This is a genomic window from Pseudomonas neuropathica, from assembly GCF_051174785.1.
Classification (GTDB): domain Bacteria; phylum Pseudomonadota; class Gammaproteobacteria; order Pseudomonadales; family Pseudomonadaceae; genus Aquipseudomonas; species Aquipseudomonas neuropathica_A.
In genome coordinates this window covers 1,154,593-1,171,294 of the sequence record NZ_CP195111.1, presented here as the reverse complement: position 1 = coordinate 1,171,294, position 16,702 = coordinate 1,154,593, and the positions used below count along the sequence as shown (strand labels likewise).

13 protein-coding genes are annotated in these 16,702 nt (G+C 60.1%); 2 read left to right on the top strand and 11 right to left on the bottom strand.

Annotated features, from left to right (window positions below; genetic code table 11):
• Positions 1-42: 42 nt before the first annotated feature.
• The 9 genes from ACRRSD_RS05335 to ACRRSD_RS05295 form a co-directional block, all read right to left on the bottom strand.
• Complete coding sequence (locus ACRRSD_RS05335) at positions 43-564, bottom strand: DUF3455 domain-containing protein (RefSeq protein ID WP_435037396.1); 522 nt, start codon at positions 562-564, stop codon at positions 43-45.
• 156 nt (positions 565-720) lie between these two features.
• Positions 721-2,367, bottom strand: coding sequence for an ABC transporter ATP-binding protein (locus tag ACRRSD_RS05330; protein WP_435037395.1), 1,647 nt, complete (start codon positions 2,365-2,367; stop codon positions 721-723).
• A gap of 1 nt (position 2,368) precedes the next feature.
• Positions 2,369-3,391 carry an ABC transporter permease gene (locus tag ACRRSD_RS05325; protein WP_102902438.1) on the bottom strand — a complete coding sequence of 341 codons (1,023 nt, stop codon included), beginning with the start codon at positions 3,389-3,391 and terminating at the stop codon, positions 2,369-2,371.
• Positions 3,391-4,455: a microcin C ABC transporter permease YejB gene (locus tag ACRRSD_RS05320; RefSeq protein WP_093433925.1), complete on the bottom strand. Its 1,065-nt coding sequence runs from the start codon at positions 4,453-4,455 to the stop codon at positions 3,391-3,393. The genes ACRRSD_RS05325 and ACRRSD_RS05320 overlap by 1 nt, the downstream gene beginning before the upstream one ends.
• Before the next feature lies 1 nt (position 4,456).
• Positions 4,457-6,322: an extracellular solute-binding protein gene (locus ACRRSD_RS05315; RefSeq protein WP_435037394.1), complete on the bottom strand. Its 1,866-nt coding sequence runs from the start codon at positions 6,320-6,322 to the stop codon at positions 4,457-4,459.
• A gap of 86 nt (positions 6,323-6,408) precedes the next feature.
• The gene (locus tag ACRRSD_RS05310; RefSeq protein ID WP_435037393.1) at positions 6,409-9,120 is read right to left on the bottom strand and encodes a TonB-dependent receptor; all 2,712 of its coding nucleotides are present in this window, start codon (positions 9,118-9,120) and stop codon (positions 6,409-6,411) included.
• A gap of 207 nt (positions 9,121-9,327) precedes the next feature.
• Positions 9,328-9,729 carry an ExbD/TolR family protein gene (locus tag ACRRSD_RS05305; protein WP_007918272.1) on the bottom strand — a complete coding sequence of 134 codons (402 nt, stop codon included), beginning with the start codon at positions 9,727-9,729 and terminating at the stop codon, positions 9,328-9,330.
• Complete coding sequence (locus tag ACRRSD_RS05300; protein WP_371748312.1) at positions 9,729-10,415, bottom strand: MotA/TolQ/ExbB proton channel family protein; 687 nt, start codon at positions 10,413-10,415, stop codon at positions 9,729-9,731. The genes ACRRSD_RS05305 and ACRRSD_RS05300 overlap by 1 nt, the downstream gene beginning before the upstream one ends.
• Before the next feature lie 67 nt (positions 10,416-10,482).
• A complete protein-coding gene (locus tag ACRRSD_RS05295; RefSeq protein ID WP_435037392.1) occupies positions 10,483-11,295 on the bottom strand; it encodes an energy transducer TonB in 813 nt (270 codons plus the stop codon).
• Between the two features lie 1,192 nt (positions 11,296-12,487).
• Here ACRRSD_RS05295 and ACRRSD_RS05290 point away from each other — a divergent pair.
• Entirely contained in the window at positions 12,488-13,111 is a 624-nt protein-coding gene (locus ACRRSD_RS05290; RefSeq protein ID WP_435037391.1) for a glutathione S-transferase N-terminal domain-containing protein, read from the top strand.
• Between the two features lie 132 nt (positions 13,112-13,243).
• Here ACRRSD_RS05290 and ACRRSD_RS05285 read toward each other — a convergent pair whose 3' ends face one another.
• Entirely contained in the window at positions 13,244-13,684 is a 441-nt protein-coding gene (locus tag ACRRSD_RS05285) for a CBS domain-containing protein (RefSeq protein ID WP_435037390.1), read from the bottom strand.
• Positions 13,685-13,882: 198 nt separating this feature from the next.
• Here ACRRSD_RS05285 and ACRRSD_RS05280 point away from each other — a divergent pair, with 198 nt between their 5' ends.
• Positions 13,883-16,243: a DNA polymerase II gene (locus ACRRSD_RS05280; RefSeq protein WP_435037389.1), complete on the top strand. Its 2,361-nt coding sequence runs from the start codon at positions 13,883-13,885 to the stop codon at positions 16,241-16,243.
• Here ACRRSD_RS05280 and ACRRSD_RS05275 read toward each other — a convergent pair.
• Complete coding sequence (locus ACRRSD_RS05275) at positions 16,208-16,678, bottom strand: DUF1810 domain-containing protein (protein ID WP_435037388.1); 471 nt, start codon at positions 16,676-16,678, stop codon at positions 16,208-16,210. The two genes, ACRRSD_RS05280 and ACRRSD_RS05275, sit on opposite strands and share 36 nt — an antisense overlap.
• Positions 16,679-16,702: the final 24 nt, after the last annotated feature.

Below are 16,702 nucleotides of genomic sequence, written 5' to 3'. Positions count from 1 at the left end.
GAGCAGGCTCGCTCCCACATTGGATCTCGGTAAGTCCGGAGATCAGTTCGCCGCCCAGAAAATGTAATCGGCCTGATACTTCACCACTTCCTGCTTGCCCTTGTTCGCCGCCGTGCACTCGCTGCCCGGCGCCACGCCGCCCTTGAGTGCGACGCGCTGGATGTAACTCACGCCGCTCATAGCGCCTTTGCCCTCGGCCGGATTGGCCTTGACCAGTTGATAGGGCAGGTTGCCCGGGCTTGATGGCGCCACGGCCAATTGCGTGCCGGTGACTTTCGAACCGTCCTTGGCCTGCCAGGTCGCTGGCGGTCCGAAGTAGGTGCCGACCTGTTTGCCGCTGCGATCATTGAGCACCGCTTTCGGGCCGACGAAGGTCCACTCGGTCTGCCCTGGAGTATTGGCTTTGTCACGGCATTCGTAAGTGATCTCGCCGACCCCAGTGGTTTCCATCGCGATCTTGTGGCCATCAGGGACTTTGATCGCGTCGGGGTAACTGGTTTGGGCGAAGGTTGTCGAGGACAAGGCGAGCAAACCGGTGAAGCCAATCAGCTGGGTGATGTTCATCAGTGTTATCTCCGAAAAGGGTAGACCGCTGACAGCCGAAGAGGGCTGTTACAGGGACTACCCGTGGCGGAGGCGTTTGGATGCAGTGGCCGACAAATAAATTTCAAACCTGACAATAACCCCTGTGGGAGTGAGCTTGCTCGCGAAGGCGGCCTTTCAGCTAATAGAGGTGGTGACTGACCCACCGCTTTCGCGAGCAAGCTCGCTCCCACAGGGTTTTGTGTCGGACTTGAGGCCGGAGGCTTTCAGTAGTTCCTGGGTGTAGGGGTGTTTGGGCGCGGCGAAAATCTCCCGCGACGAACCCTGCTCAACCACCTTGCCATCCTTGATCACCATCAAGTCATGCGCCAACGCATGCACCACCGCCAGATCATGACTGATGAACAAATAGGTCAGCCCATGCCTGATCTGCAATTGCCGCAACAACTCCACCACCTGCTTCTGCACGGTGCGATCCAGCGCCGAGGTCGGCTCATCGAGCAAAATCAGCGCCGGTTCCAGCACCAGCGCACGGGCGATGGAAATGCGCTGGCGCTGGCCGCCGGAAAATTCGTGGGGATAACGATGACGGCTCTGCGGATCGAGGCCGACTTCCTCCAGTACCCGAATCACCGCCGCCTCACGCTCAGCCTCGGTGCCGATGCCATGGGTCAGCAACCCTTCGGCAATGATCTGCTGCACCGACATCCGTGGGCTGAGGCTGCCGAACGGATCCTGGAACACCACTTGAATCTGCCGGCGCAGCGGCCGCATCAAGCGCTGATTGAGCAGACTCAGTTGCTTGTTGCCGAAGCGGATATTGCCCTCCGATTCGACCAGCCGCAGGATCGCCTGACCCAGGGTCGACTTGCCCGAACCCGACTCACCGACAATCCCCAACGTCTTGCCGCGTTGCAGGGTGAAACTCACGCCATCCACCGCTTTGATGTAATCCTGCTGGCGACTGAACAACGCTTTGGGCAACGGGAACCAGACCTTCAGATCATCGACTTCGAGCAGGTTGTGATCGTACTCACTCGGCACCGGCGCACCGCTGGGTTCCGCCTCGATCAACAAGCGGCTGTAAGGATGCTGCGGCGCACCAAACAACGTTTCGCAATCGGCCTCCTCGACAATCTCGCCCTGGCGCATCACGCACACTCGTTGCGCGATGCGCCGTACCAGATTGAGGTCATGGCTGATCAGCAACAGCGACATGCCCAGCCGTTGCTGCAACTCGATCAGCAACTCGAGAATCTTCTGCTGCACCGTGACGTCGAGCGCTGTGGTCGGCTCATCGGCGATCAACAGCTCCGGCTCATTGGCCAGCGCCATGGCAATCATCACCCGTTGCCGCTGACCGCCGGAGAGTTGATGTGGATAGGCTTTCAAACGCTGCAAAGGCTGGCGGATGCCGACCAGCTCCAGCAGCTCCAACGTCCGCTCGCGGGCAGCACGGCCCTTGAGGCCTTTGTGAATTTCCAGTACTTCGCTGACTTGTTTTTCCACCGTGTGCAACGGATTGAGCGAAGTCATCGGCTCCTGAAAAATCATCGCAATGCGGTTGCCGCGCAAGCCGCGCATCTGCTGCTCGCTGGCGTGCAATAAGTCAACGCCGTTATAGCGGATCGCGCCGCTGCTGCTGACGTTCTTGCCCGGCAATAAACGCAGAATCGAATGCGCGGTCACCGACTTGCCTGAGCCGGACTCTCCGACCAGTGCCAGGCATTCGCCACGGCGAATATCCAGGTTCAAACCGTGCACCACTGCCTGCCCGGCGAATGCGACGCGCAGGTCGCGAATTTCAATCAGGTTGTCGTTCATGTCAGCTCCGGGGATCAAACGCATCACGGCAAGCCTCACCAATAAAAACCAACAAGGACAGAATCAGTGCCAACGCGAAAAACGCCGTCAGCCCCAGCCACGGCGCTTGCAAGTTGCGCTTGGCTTGACCGATCAGTTCGCCCAGCGACGCGGTGCCGGCGGGCATGCCGAAGCCGAGAAAATCCAGCGCAGTCAGGGTGGCGATGGCGCCGGTCAGAATGAACGGCAGGTAGGTGAGGGTGGAGGTCATCGCGTTGGGCAGAATGTGCCGGCACATCAGTTCGTTGTCGGTCAGGCCCAGCGCTCGCGCGGCTTTGACGTATTCCAGATTGCGTCCCCGCAGGAACTCGGCGCGCACCACATCAACCAGCGCCAGCCAGGAAAACAGCGCCATGATCCCCAGCAACCACCAGAAACTCGGTGAGACGAACCCGGACAGAATGATCAGCAGGTACAGCACCGGCAACCCCGACCAGATCTCCAGCACCCGTTGCCCGAGCAAGTCGACCCAACCGCCATAATAACCCTGCAACGCCCCGGCAACGATGCCGATCAACGCACTGATGCCGGTAAGAATCAGCGCAAACAGAATCGAAATCCGCGTGCCGAAAATCACCCGCGCCAGCACATCGCGCGCCTGATCATCGGTGCCCAGCCAGTTGCTCGATGACGGCGGACTCGGCGCCGGTTCGCTGAGGTCGTAATTGACCGTGTCGTAGCTGAACGGGATCGGCGGAAACAGCATCCAGCCGCCCTGATCCTCGATCAGTTTGTGCACGTAACCGCTGGCGTAATCCGGCTGAAACGGCAGCTCGCCACCGAAATCGGTTTCCAGGTAATCGCTGAGGATCGGGAAGTAGAAAGCGTCGTGATAACGAATCACCAGCGGTTTGTCGTTGGCGATCAGCTCACCGCCCAGACAAATCAGGCACAGACCGATAAACAACCACAGCGACCAGCGTCCGCGCCGGTTGGCCTTGAACTGCGCCACGCGGCGCTGGCCGAGAGGGGAAAGTGTGAACATCAGGCAGTCCTCGCCGAGAAGTCGATGCGCGGGTCGAGCAGGGTGTAGCAGAGGTCGCCGATCAGCTTGATCAACAGGCCGAACAGGGTGAACAGAAACAGCGCGCCGAACACCACCGGATAGTCGCGCGACACCGCCGCCTCGTAGCTCATGCGCCCGAGGCCGTCGAGGTTGAAGATGGTTTCGATCAGCAGGGAACCGGCGAAAAACACCTCGATCAGCGCCGACGGCACACCGGCCACCACCAACAACATCGCGTTGCGAAACACGTGGCCATAGAGCACGCGGCGCTCGGTCAAACCCTTGGCCCGTGCGGTAATCACGTACTGGCGGCTGATCTCGTTGAGGAAGCTGTTCTTGGTCAGGATCGTCAGCGTGGCAAAGCCGCCGATCACCAGCGCCGTCACCGGCAGCACCAAGTGCCAGAGGTAGTCGCCGACCTTGCCCAACGTGCTCAGGCTGTCGAAGTTATCCGAGACCAGCCCCTGCACCGGAAACCAGTTGACGTAGCTGCCACCGGCGAACACCACGATCAACAGAATCGCGAAGAGGAACGCCGGCATCGCATAGCCGATGATGATCGCCGTACTGCTCCAGACATCAAACGCGCTGCCGTTCTTGATCGCTTTGCGAATGCCCAGCGGAATGGAAATCAGGTAAGTGATCAACGTCGCCCACAAGCCCAGCGACAGCGATACCGGCAACTTCTGCACGATCAGATCAGTGACCTTGGCGCCGCGAAAGAAACTGCTGCCCAGATCCAGCTGCGCGTAGTTTTTCAGCATCAGCCACAGGCGTTCGTGCATGGGTTTGTCGAAGCCGTAGTGGTGTTTGATTTCCTCGATCAACGCCGGATCGAGACCACGGCTACTGCGTCCCGCGCCGCCAACCGCAGCAACCTCGCCACCACCGCCCATGCTGTGCCCGCCGAAGCCTTGCAAGCGGGCGATGGCTTGCTCCACCGGCCCACCTGGCGCGGCCTGCACAATCAGAAAATTCACCACCAGAATGCACAACAGCGTGGGGATGATCAGCAGCAAACGTCGACTCAGATAACGCAACATGTCACTGGCCCCCCGCAAGCTGAGTGTGCATCTGTTGCGTGGTCAACGCCTTGGCCGATACCTCCCACCAGGTGTTAAGGCCTTCGTCGTAGGCCGGTTGCACCGGCGGCATGCCAAAGCGGTTCTGATACACCGTCGGCGTGCCTTTGGAGTAGTAGTTGGGAATCATGTAGTAACCCCATTGCAGTACCCGGTCGAGGGCGCGGGCGTAATGCACCATGGCCTCGCGGGTGTTGGCCTGGACCAGCCCGTCGATCAGTTGATCGACCGCCGGGTTGGCCAGCACCATCGAGTTGGAACTGCCAACTTGCGTGGCGCTTTGCGAAGCGTACAGGCTATAAAGCTCACGGCCGGGAGAGACGATCGGATCGCCGCTACGCGGGAAAGCGACGACGATCATGTCGTAGTCACGGACGTTGAGGCGGTTGACGTACTGCGCCGAATCGATCCGCCGCAGATTGAGGGTGATGCCGATCTGCGCGAGGGTGCGTTTGAACGGCAACAGCATGCGATCGAAGCCGCCCTGGCCGTCGAGGAAAGTGAACTCCAATGGCTCGCCAGCAGCGTTGACCAAGCGATTGTGTTGCGGCGTCCAGCCGGCTTCGGCGAGCAGCTTCAGCGCTTGCAGTTGTTTGTCGCGGATGTAGCCACTGCCATCGGTTTTCGGCGCTTCATACACGGTTGTGAACACCTCGTCAGGGATCTGCCCGCGTAAAGGTTCGAGGATCTTCAATTCCTCGGCATCAGGCAGCGCGGTGGCGGCCATTTCACTCTTCGGCCAGAAGCTGTTCTGGCGCACGTAGAAGCCGCGCATCATCTGCTTGTTGGTCCACTCGAAATCCCACAGCAGGCTGATCGCCTGACGCACGCGGCGATCCTTGAAGAACGGGTTCTGCAGGTTGAACACGAAGCCCTGAGCGGCGGTGGGTTTGTCCGGGGCGAGGATCGCCTGTTGCAAGCGACCATCACGCAGTGCCGGGCTGTCGTAGCCGACCACATAACCGGACGAGGAGAACTCGCGGTTGTAGTCGAACGCGCCGGCCTGCAACAGTTGCCGGGCGACGTCGGTGTCGCCGTAGAAATTCACCGTGAGGGTGTCGAAGTTGTACATGCCGCGACTGACCGGCAGGTCCTTGCCCCACCAGTCCGGATCGCGTTGAAAACTGATGCTGCGCCCGGCATCGACCTTGCTCACCCGATACGGGCCGCTGCCCAGCGGTGGCTCGAATCCGCCGCCATTGGCGAAGTCGCGGGTTTTCCACCAGTGTTCGGGGACCACACGCATGGTCGCCAGGTCGAGCGCCAACGTGCGGTTGAGGTTGTTCTTGAAGGTGAAGCGCACCTGCCGTGGGCCTTCGATCAGCACGTCCTGCACGTCGGCGTATTGCTGGCGATAACTCAGGCTGCCTTTGGTCATCAGCAGGTTGAAGGTGTAGCGCACGTCTTCGGCAGTGATCGGCGTGCCGTCGGCGAAACGTGCTTTTGGATTGAGGATGAAGCGCACCCAGAGTCCATCGGGATCGCGCTCGATCTGTTGCGCGACCAGTGCGTAAACGGTGTAGGGCTCGTCGAGCGAACGGAACGCCAATGGCGAGTACACCCAGTCGTTGACCTGCACCACGGAAATACCCTGATCGGCATACGGGCTGATGTAGTTGTACTGGCCGATCTCCATCGACGCACGGCTGAGCGAACCGCCCTTGGGCGCCTTGGGATCGACGAAATCGAAGTGCTGGAAGTTCGCCGGATACTTCGGCGCCTCGCCGTACACCGTCAGCGCATAACTGCCGCCGGCCAGCGCCGAAGTGCCAGTGCACAGCAGCGCACTGCCGAGCAGCAGGCCAGCCATGTTGCGCAAAAAACTCATGAAGTCACTCCTGAAAATCCCTGAAGGAACCCGGTCCCCCCTGTGGGAGCAAGCTCGCTCCCACATTGGGGTTGTGGTGTTTCCGGTTAGAAGTGGTAAGTCATGCGCGCAAACAAGGTGCGGCCCAGCGGATCGGTGTAGCGTGGGTCATAGCCGCTCTGGAAGTTGTAAGCCTGGTTGGAGAACGGCGGGTTGCGGTCGAACACGTTCTTCATCCCGGCATCGACATCCAGCACCTTGTTGAAGGTGTAACCGGCCGACAGGTCCCACACCGAATACGACGCCACGCGCGCGTGGGTGTCGCGGTCGTAGTCGTTGTAGCCGGTGGTGAAGCGGTTGGTCAGCGCCGCCCGCGCCGCGCCGAGGGTCCAGCTGCCGGTGAGGTTGTGCTTCCAGCGCGCGATCACGCCGTCACCCTGAAAGTCGCCGACCTTGTCGGTGAATGGGCCTTTGATGGTGCTCTGGAAGTCGTACTCGTCAACGTAAGTGCCTTGCAGCCCCAGACCGAACTGACCGTACGGCGTGTTCGGGAAGCGGTAATCCAGCGACACATCGACACCGTTGGTTTCGACGATGCCGAGGTTGGCGTTACCGGTGACGATGTAGTTGAGCGTGCCGTCGGCGTTGCGCACGAAGCGGTCCGGGTAGGAACCGGCCTGATCAAACACGGTGGATTCCGGGAACGGCTGGATCTGGTTGGAGATGTGAATCCACCAGAAATCCAGACCTACCGACAGGTTGTTGATCGGCTGGTAAACGAAGCCCAGCGTCACGTTGCGTGCCTTCTCCGGGGCCAAGTCTTCGTTGCCGCCGATCTGGTTGAGGAACTGCTGACCGCAATCGCGGCCGCCATTGCCGCCCGGTTGCACGACGCCGCCGGTACACAGTACCGGGTCGTTGTAGTAACCCTGAGTGAAGGTGATGCTGCGCGGCGAATACAGCTCGTACAGCGACGGCGCACGGAAACCTTCGCTGTACGCGCCACGTACCACCAGCTCTTTCAACGGCTGATAACGGAACGAGTATTTCGGGTTGGTGGTGCTGCCGAAGTCGCTGTATTTGTCGTGCCGTACGGCGGCGGACAGTTCGAGGCTGTCGAGCACCGGCACGTTGATTTCCGCGTAGGCGGCTTTCACGCTGCGGTCGCCCTCGACACTGCCGGCCGGGTCGATACCGAGGCTCTGGATGTCGCCGGCGAACGACTCGAAATCCTGGTGGAATTTCTCTTTGCGGTACTCGCCGCCCAGCGCCAGACCTGATGGGCCAGCGCCGAACCAATCGCCGATTTCACGGCTGATACGTCCATCAAAACCGGCCACGCGGCCAACGGCAGTGGAGTAGGCGCCGTGGTACGCCGCATCGTCAATGTACTGCTGACCGGCCGCCGACTGCGGGCCGAACGGGTTGAGCAGACCGCTGGCCAGACCATTGATCATCGCCTGATCGCTGACAAAACCGCTAGTGACGCTGGAGACGATTTTGTTCTGGTTGTACGAGGCGCCGACGTTGTAATCCCAGCCGCCAACCAGACCATCGAAACTGAGCAGGAAGCGCTGGCTGGTGTTCTGGTCTTTCGATTCACGCGGGCCTGCTGCCGTTTCGCGCCAGTTAACGTCCACCGGTTGGGTCGGGTCGAGGGTGAAGTCGGTTGGCGCCGGGGTGATGCCGTTGCCGGGATAGTAGGGCGACGAAGAATCGAGGCTCAGGCCGGTCAGTGGCGCCGGGCCGATCGCCGTGGCGTTGTTGTTGCGCGACCAGAAATATTCGAGGTTGACGTTGTGATCGTCGCCGAGTTTGCCGGTGGTCTTGCCGAAGAACGAGGTCTTTTCGGTTTGCGGCACCAGATCGATGTATTCGCGGGTGCTGAAGCGGCACAAGCCGTCACGGGCGATCAGGTTGGGGCCGTTGCAATTGCTGTTGGCCAATGGGTTGGTGGCGTTGCCGTTCTGGCTGTAGTTGCCGGGGAATGCGGTGCCGGAAGTTTGATCGAGACCGCGACCGGGCGCGTAGTCGGTGGCGAACGAGCGGTCGTTGGCGTCGAGGTTCTGCTGCTTGTTGTAGTTGAACACGCCGAGCACGTTGAAGCGGTCTTCTTCCAGATCGCCATAGCCCCAACTGGCGCTCATGTCTTTGGTTTGGCCGCCGCCGCTGTGGGTCGGGGTTTCGCCGCCGAGGGTCAACTGGCCGTCGGTCAGGGATTTCTTGGTGATGAAGTTGATCACGCCGCCGATGGCGTCGGTGCCGTACAGGGCCGAGGCGCCGTCACGCAGCACTTCGACGCGCTCGATGGCGGCAAACGGGATCATGTTCAGATCCACCGCGCCACCGGCCGAGTTGGTCCCCGACAAGGCGTTGTTGGCCAGGCGTCGACCGTTGAGCAGCACCAGCGTCTTGTTCGCGCCGATGCCGCGCATGTCGGCGAACGAGGCGCCGCCAGTGGCTGCGCCCACGGAGCCTGCGCTGTTGTTGATCGACTGGCTGCCGGTGATGCGCTGCACCAGTTCGGCGGTGGTGGTCACGCCCTGTTTGCGCAGCTCATCGGCCTTGAGAATGGTGATCGGCACCGCCGTTTCCGCATCGACCCGGCGAATCGCCGAACCGGTCACTTCGACCCGTTGCAGTTGCGTGGTCGGCGCAACCACCGCTGCAGCCGCCGGGACGCTGGTGTTGTCGTCCTCGGCCGCCTGCACAGTCCCGGCGCCCATCCCCATGGCCACCAGATACAACGGAACAAAACGGTGGCGAGAAATCGTTGCCACCAAGGGTTTGAGCGTGAAGCGTGGAGTGTTCATCAGCATGGTTATTTCCGACTTTTTAGACGTTATCGAATTGGCCTTGTGAGCCCCTCATTGCTCCGCTATCGGTGATACCGCGTGCGGAAAACCACTTTCTTCAAGCAAGCCGATCCCCTCCGAAGACGCGTGGCGTTTTTTCGGTCGGCTGGTTGCGACGGGAGTCAGCGAACGGTGGCGGGCGTGTCCCTCAATGCGCGCCCGCCACCGCACTCAATGGGTGGTCATCACCGAAATCTTGGTAATGCCCGAGCGTTCGATCGACGCCATGGCTTTCGCCACCTGGCCGTAATTGACGGCGGAGTCGGCCTGTAACTGCACGCGGACTTCGGCGTCCTTGGCCTTGACCTCCTTGAGGCTGGCTTCCAGTGATTCCGGGGCCAACTCGGTCTTGGCCAGATAGAACTTGCCGTCCTGATCGACGCTGACCACCACCGGGTCTTTCTTTTCGGCGGGGGCGACGGCGTCGGTTTTCGGCAGGTTGACCTTGATCGCGTTGGTCATCAGCGGCGCGGTGACGATGAACACCACCAGCAGCACGAGCATCACGTCGACCAGTGGCGTGACGTTCATTTCGCTGAGCACTTCATCGCTGTCTTGAGTGGAGAACGACATCAGCTGGCCTCCCGCACGGCGGCTGTGGTTTTGCTGGCGATGGCCTGACGGCTGATGGAAAATGCACTGCGCGAGGCGAGGGCGTCGAAGTCGTGGGCGAAGTCATCCATGTCTGCCGAAGCCAGTTTCAAGCGGCGCAGGAAGAAGTTGTAAATCAGCACCGCCGGCACCGCGACGGCGATACCCACACCGGTGGCGATCAGTGCGTGGCCGATGGGCCCGGCGACCGCTTCCAGGCTGGCCGAACCGGTTTCGCCGATGCTCTTCAGCGCTTCCATGATTCCCCACACGGTGCCGAACAGACCAATGAACGGCGCGGTGCTGCCGATACTGGCGAGGATCGCCTGGCCGTTTTCCAGCGAGCGCCGTTCTTTCTGGATCTGCTGGCGCAGGTTGCGTTCCAGACGATCCGAACGGTTAATCGTGTGCGCCAGTTGTTGCGTGGTGCGCGGCGAGTCTTCCACCAGCAGCGCTTCGAAACCGCTGCTGGCAATGCGCGCCAGCGAGCCCGGATACTGGCTGGCGTGTTCGGCGGCGGTGAGTAGATCCGGCGCGCCCCAGAAGGCTTTGCTGAACTGTTTGTTCTGCGCTTTCTGCCGCAGGTACTGCGCCGACTTGACCAGCAGGATCGCCCAGCTGACCACGGAGAACAGCACCAGACCCCAGAGCACGCCGGGGACAATCATCGAAGACAAATCGTTCATGGTTACACCTCGCTTGCGTTATTCGGTTGTGCGTTGATTGAGCGTTTGGTTACTGCGGCAATTTGAAATCGATGGTCTGCGTGGCGAAGCCGTCGATCGGCGTGTCACCGCGTTTGGCCGGGATAAATTTCCAGTTCTTCACGGCAGCGACAGCGGCGTCATCCAGTTGCGGCTTGCCGCTGGACTTGGTCACCGTCACCGAGCCGGCACGACCGTTGGCCAGCACCTGAATGCGCAGCACCACGCTGCCTTCCCAGTTGCGCCGCAGGGCCAGCGACGGGTATTCCGGCGGCGGGTTGCCGAGGCTGGCGAGGCCCGAGATCGCTGCTGATTCCTTGACCGGACCCGGCGCGGCGGCAGGGGCCGGGGGCGCGCTCGGTGTTGCCGGCGCAGCGGGTGCAGCCGGTTGTGCCGGGGCGGCTGGAGCTTTTGGTGGCTCGACCTTTTTCACCGGTTTCGGCTTCTCGAGCGGTTTCGGTTTTTCGATCGGCTTGGGTTTCTCCACCGGTTTCGGCGGTGGCTTGACCGCGTCTTCGTCTTCCACCGGTTGTTCAGGTTCCGGTGGCGGTGGCGGCGGCGGTTCCGGTGTGGGCGGTGCCGGAGGCGTCGGGCTGGTCAGCTCAACGGTCATTTCCGGAATCTGCGGTGGCGTTGGCAATGGCTCTGTCTTTGACTGCTGAAGAAACCACCAGGCGCCACCATGTATCAGCGCTGACACCGCCACCAGCAACACTATTTGCTGTTTATTCAGACCACCGGGTTGCGAGGTATTGGCTTTAAACGCCGGCCCGCCCGAAACCGGCGGGATTGGCGCTTCCCGTAACGGCCCCGGCAGGGTTCTGTGCTTTACCGCATCGTTCATTAAAGCTCCCTCGGGTTGATGAAGGGCAATAAGGTGCCGTCCGAACATCCAGGGGATGTTCGAGTGGGTGGGTGCAACTTTCTTCAAGGTGTGCAGAAGCCGATAGTTGAACTATCCGGTTAACAAGGCTTGTGCAAACTTACTGGCTTAGCGTCATCGACTTCGAGTGTTCATTGGCCATTCCCTGGTGTTGTTCTATGTAGGAGCTGCCGCAGGCTGCGATCTTTTGATTCTGCCTTTAAAGATCAAGATCAAAAGATCGTCCGATTGCGGCCCGAGCCTTCGGCAGCTCCTACAATTGATTACTCGAATTCTGTTTTGCAACGGCTGTGCCAGATGTTGCCGAAATGTAGAACGGTTATTTCATCACTGTTACCCATGTCGCATTTATATAAGTTTTGCCATCGCTGTGGTTTTTCTCTGGCACACGGATTCCCGTTACTCCGGTTAACGGAGCTTTTTCAGAGGCGAGTCAGGCTTTACGCGCTATCACGCTGGTCGGCGGGATAGAGCGGCGGCGTGGCTGGCAGCCAAGGCACTTGCTGGTGCGCGGCGGACTGATTTGGTGCGGGCCAATGTTTTAGCGGGTCACGGCGTATGTTCCTTGTTCTTGTTTAAATGAAATCAATGATTGCTGTGCTGCGTAGTTCAAGGCGCTGGAGCTGTTTTGGTGCACTTGTAGAATCGTTGAAAGTTATTGTTCGACAATCCTGCTTGCGTTCAATTAATCAGTCAGTTGTGCAATAAAGTTTTGGGTTGTATTTAAAAAATAAATAGCACGCCATTGCCGGCAAATAAGTCATTGCCGATCACAGGGCGCGTTCGTGGAGTCAGGTAATAAAGTAAAGGCCTTGGTCGCCGGGACTGTTCGAGTGAACTCGGCGTTGTGCACAAAGGGGCGAACAGAGGTTGATGCGGCAAAGCGTTTGAAGATTCACGCGGTGAACTCCTTGTTGCCAGCTCGGATACGCGAACTTTTGGTTCGGTATCGCACCTTACAAGAACGCGGATAGCGTTCGATGATTGCTCTTGGTGCGGGATGGGCACCGCAAGCGCTGTTTTGCGAGGTTTGAATTCGCAAGTCGCGAGTGCATGGGAAAACCGTGCCAAAACCGATACACAGACAGATTTTTTCTACACCCACGCTACAGCCATCTACCCTGTGGCAATGGTCTTTTCGGGGGGATTGGATATGTACCAGCTCTACGGGCACAGAAACTCAGGCGCAGCTGCCATCGAAGCGGCGCTGGAGCTGTGCCAGATCGCTTACCGATTCATTGATATCGAAGCCAGCAGCGAAGCCGCCGAGGCGCTGGCTCAGCTCAATCCACTCAAGCAGATACCGACCTTGCAACTGCCCGACGGCAGCGCCATCACCGAGAGCGCGGCGATCCTGATTCATCTGGGCCTGACGTTTCCCAAGTCCGGCCTGCTGCCAGCCAAGGCGAATGATCGTGATCAGGCGATTCGCGGTCTGGTCTACATCGTCAGCAATTGCTACGCAGCGATCGGCGTCATCGATTATCCGGAGCGCTGGCTGCTGGTGCCTGACGAAGCCTCGCGGCAGAATCTGGTCGCCGGCGCGCGCGAGCGTTTGCACTGGAGTTGGGAGGTGTTTGCCGACCAGTTTTCCGCCGAGCTGTATCTGGATGACGAAACCCCGGGGGCGCTGGATGTGTTGGCGGCGGTGGTGACGCGCTGGGCGGGCAGCCGCAAGCATTTGCGCCAGACGCGACCGGGGTTTTATGCGTGGTTGCAGCGGATTGACCGGCATCCGGTGCTGGCGCCGGTGTTTGCCCGGCATTGGCCGTCCTGAATCCACCACAAAACCAAAATTTGGGAGCGAGCCTGCTCGCGAAAGCGTCTTGTCAGTCGTAACATTTTTTACTGACAGACCGCTTTCGCGAGCAGGCTCGCTCCCACAGGGGATTGGGGGATGTTGAGGGATTTATTCCCCGCGGATGTACTGCTCCAGTTGCTTGATCAGCTCTGCCTGTTCGGCAATCGCTTCCTTGACCAGGTCACCGATCGACAGCAAACCGATCAACTTGCCGTTCTCTACCACCGGCAAGTGCCGCAGGCGTTTGTCGGACATGATCCCCAGGCAGGTGTCGACGGTTTGATGGGTATCGACGGTGATCACGTTCGCCACCATGATGTCGCGTACCGGCGTGCCCACGGAGGAGCGGCCGTGCAGCACCAGTTTGCGCGCGTAGTCGCGTTCGCTGATGATGCCGACCACTTGCTCGTCTTCGACCACCAGCAAGGCGCCGACGTTTTTCTCGGCCATCTTCATCAGCGCTTCGAGCACCATGTGATCAGGCTTGATCTGGTGTACTTCCTGATTCTTCTGATCTTTGAGCTTGAGCAGTTGGGCGACGGTCTTCATGGCGGTTACTCAGGTGTTGTCGTTGTTCTCCAAGCATCGTAGACGCAAGCGCGCAGGGCAAGGTGGCAAAGCGGCAGATAACACGCAAAAAACGTCATTTGCCGGGTTTTTCCGTGGCTGATGGCGATTTATCGCCAGAGTCATCCCAGGCAATGCCGCGTAGAATGCCTCTCTGATTCAATTCCTGAGGTTGCAGTGGTGGATTTACCGCAGGGCTTCGTCCTGACCCGGCATTGGCGCGATACCCCGGCCGGCACCGAAGTCGAGTTCTGGCTGGCGACCGACGCCGGGCCGCGCCGTGTGCGCCTGCCGCATCAGCCGTCGGTGGCGTTTATTCCCGCCGAGCAGCGTGCCGTGGCCGAACGCCTGCTGCACGACGAAAAGAATGTCGAGCTGCGGCCCTTGGCCCTGCAGGATTTCGAACATCGCCCGGTACTCGGTCTGTATTGCCAGCAACACGGCCAGTTGATGCGCCTGGAAACCGCGCTCAACCGCAACGGGGTCGACGTCTACGAAGCCGACGTACGCCCGCCGGAACGCTATCTGATGGAGCGTTTCATCACCGCGCCGGTGCGGTTCAGCGGCACGCCCGATGCCGACGGCGTATTGCTCAACGCCCAGCTCAAACCCGATCCCAAATATCGACCGACGCTACGGCTGGTCTCGCTCGACATCGAAACCACCGAAACCGGCGAGTTGTATTCCATCGCCCTCGAAGGTTGTGGCGAACGTCAGGTGTACATGCTCGGTGCGCCGAACGGCGATAACAGCATCGTCGACTTCGACCTCGAATATTGCGACTCGCGCACTGTCATTCTGAAGAAACTCAACGACTGGTTCGCCCGCCACGACCCCGACGCGATCATTGGCTGGAACGTCGTGCAGTTCGATTTGCGCATCCTCCACGAACACGCACGGCGCCTCGGCGTGCCGCTGAAGATCGGCCGTGGCGGGGAAGAAATGCAATGGCGTGAACACGGCAGCCGCAATCACTACTTCGCCTCGGCGGCGGGGCGACTGATCATCGACGGCATCGAATCCCTGCGTTCGGCGACCTGGAGTTTCCCTTCGTTCAGCCTGGAAAACGTCGCCCAGACTCTGCTCGGCGAAGGCAAGTCGATCGACAACCCGTACCAGCGCATGGACGAGATCAACCGCATGTTCGCCGAGGACAAACCGGCGCTGGCCAAGTACAACCTCAAGGACTGCGAATTGGTCACGCGGATCTTCGCCAAAACCGAGCTGCTGACCTTTTTGCTCGAGCGCGCCAGCGTCACCGGATTGCCGGCCGATCGCAGTGGCGGCTCGGTGGCAGCGTTCACGCATTTGTACATGCCGTTGATGCACCGACAGGGTTTTGTCGCGCCGAACCTCGGCACCAATCCACCGCAGGCCAGCCCCGGCGGATTTGTCATGGACTCGCAACCGGGGCTTTACGAATCGGTGCTGGTGCTCGATTACAAGAGTCTGTATCCGTCGATCATTCGTACCTTTCTGATCGACCCGGTGGGGCTGATTGAAGGTTTGCAACACCCGGACGACGCCGACTCCGTGCCGGGTTTCCGTGGTGCACGGTTTTCGCGTACCCGACATTGCCTGCCGTCGATCGTTTCGCGAGTGGCCGAAGGTCGGGAGACTGCCAAACGTGAACACAACGCGCCGCTGTCGCAGGCACTGAAAATCATCATGAATGCCTTCTACGGCGTACTCGGTTCCAGCGGTTGCCGCTTCTTCGATACGCGGCTGGCCTCATCGATCACCCTGCGCGGCCACGAAATCATGCTGCGCACGCGCAAGTTGATCGAAGAGCAGGGCCACGCGGTGATCTACGGCGACACTGACTCGACCTTCGTCTGGCTGCGTCGTCCGCACGGGCAGGAAGAAGCGGCGAGCATCGGTCATGCGCTGGTCAAACACGTCAACGACTGGTGGCGCGCGCATGTGCGTGATGAATATGGCCTGGAAAGCGCCCTCGAACTGCAGTTCGAAATTCACTACAAACGCTTCCTGATGCCGACCATTCGCGGCGCGGAGGAGGGCAGCAAAAAGCGTTATGCCGGTCTGGTTACCCGTGCCGACGGCAGCGAAGAAATGGTCTACAAAGGCCTGGAAACCGTGCGTACCGACTGGTCGCTGCTGGCCCGGCAATTCCAGCAGGAACTCTACGAGCGGATCTTCCAGCGCAAGCCGTATCAGGATTACGTGCGCGACTACGTGCGCAAAACCCTCGCCGGCGAATTCGATGAACGCCTGGTCTACCGCAAGCGCCTGCGCCGCACCCTCGACGATTACGAACGCAATGTCCCGCCGCACGTGCGTGCGGCGCGTTTGGCCGACGATTACAACGCGCAACACGGGCGCCCACGGCAATACCAGAATGGCGGCTGGATCAGTTACGTCATCACCCTGGCAGGTCCCGAGCCGCTGGAAGTGCGCCGCGCCGCCATCGACTATGACCACTACATCACCCGGCAACTGCAACCGGTGGCAGATGCGATTCTGCCGTTTGTCGACGACGATTTCTCAACCTTGATCGGGGGGCAACTGGGCCTGTTTTGAGTCGAGCAACTGCAGCGTCCATTCATCGAGAATGCCGTGAAAGTAGCGTTCCAGCGCCTGATTGAACACGCTGTCTTCAGCGGCAAACTGTGCGAACAGGGTCATCGAGGAATGAAATTTCAGGTCATCGGGATGGCCGAAAATCTCCGCAATCGAGCGCTGTTGCACCTTCAGCACTAGCTGCGTGCAAGTATGCAGCCGTGCGCCGAGCAGTTCGTGAGCCAGATAAGCCCGGGCTTCCTCGGCCGAACCGATGGCGTAGCGCCGGGACATTTCACTGCCGCCCAGACCGGCGAACTGCGGGAACACAAACCACATCCAGTGGCTGCGTTTGCGGCCCTCATCGAGTTCGCGTTGCACGCGCTCGAATACCGAATCCTGGGCCTGGACAAAACGTTGCAGGTAGAACGGGTCGTACTGATCAGTGCTTCTCATCGCGAAGCCCTCGCCAGCCGCTGG